1 protein-coding gene is annotated in these 1,290 nt (G+C 77.9%); it reads left to right on the forward strand.

The window, feature by feature from the left end:
• Positions 1-222 precede the first annotated feature (222 nt).
• On the forward strand, positions 223-1,152 hold the full coding sequence (locus IH44_RS0139860; protein WP_081967406.1) for a DMT family transporter: 930 nt from the start codon (positions 223-225) through the stop codon (positions 1,150-1,152).
• Positions 1,153-1,290: the final 138 nt, after the last annotated feature.

Here is a 1,290-nt window from a genome sequence, read left to right on the forward strand (position 1 = left end):
AGCCGCCCCTCCCGCACCGCCGCCCGCAGCGCCCGCACCAGCCGCCCGGCCAGCTCCCCGCCCCCCGGCTCCCACGCGATCAACAGCTCCCGCACCCCGACCACCTCGCATCGACCGACCGACCGGCCCGCCCAGCATCCCATCCCCCACCCCGATTGGTCCTCTGCTCAACCCACCAAGTGGCCCTGTGAACCGGACCACCCGGCTCCTAGCGTGGAACCCGTGACCGACACCACCACCCCCGTCCCGACCCCCGTCCCGGCCCCCGTCCCGACTCCCGCCGCGCTGTCCCGCGGCCGTTCCCCGCACCTGACCGGCACCCTGCGCGCGGCCGGCGCGATGACCGTGCTGGGCGCCTCCACCGGCGTGACCGCCGCGTTCTCGTCCTATCCGCTGGCCGGCGGCCAGGCGCTGCGCTACACCCTGGCGGCGGCGATCCTGCTGCCGCTGGCCCGCCGCCGGCCGCGGCTCGCGCACCGGCTGACGCCCCGTGAACTCGCCCTGCTGCTGGCGCTGTCCGCCACCGGCCTGTTCGGGTTCAACCTGCTGCTGGTCGCCGCGCTGCGGCACACCGACCCGGCGGTGGTCGGCAGCGTGGTCGGCTGCACCCCACTGCTGCTCGGGGTGGCCGGTCCGCTGCTGGCCCGCCGCCGCCCGGCGGCCCGGCTGCTGGCGGCGGCCGTCCTGGTGGTGTGCGGCGCGGCGCTCACCCAGGGCTTCGGCCACGGCGACGCGCTCGGCCTGCTGTACGCGACCGGCACCCTGCTGTGCGAGGCGGCCTTCTCGCTGCTGGCCGTCCCGCTGCTGCCGCGGCTCGGCCCGGTCCGGGTGTCGGCGTACACCACCCTGCTCGCGGTGCCGCTGTTCGCCGTGGCGGCGGCCCTCTCCCCGGCGGCGCTGCGGATGCCGACCGGCGGGGAGCTGCTCGCGCTGCTCTACCTCGGGCCGGTGCTGACCTGCGGGGCGTTCCTGCTCTGGTACTCGGCGCTGACCGTGCTCCCGGCCGACCGGGCGGGCCTGTTCGGCGGCCTGATCCCGCTCACCGCCACCCTCTCCGGCGCGGCCCTGACCGCGACCGCCCCCACTCCGCTCCAACTGCTGGGCGCCGCCCTGGTCACCGGCGCCCTGCTGTTCGGCGCAGCAGCCACCTGACGCCCCGACCGCAAGCACCGCACCACTCGCCCCGACGCCCACCCGGTGCGCCCCAGCCACGGGCACCCCGCCAACCGCCACCGGCCCCGGCCGCCCCGCCGCCTTCACCACCCCGCTGCCCCCGGCCATGGGCACCCC

Source organism: Kitasatospora sp. NRRL B-11411 (assembly GCF_000721345.1).
Lineage (GTDB): Bacteria > Actinomycetota > Actinomycetes > Streptomycetales > Streptomycetaceae > Kitasatospora > Kitasatospora cineracea.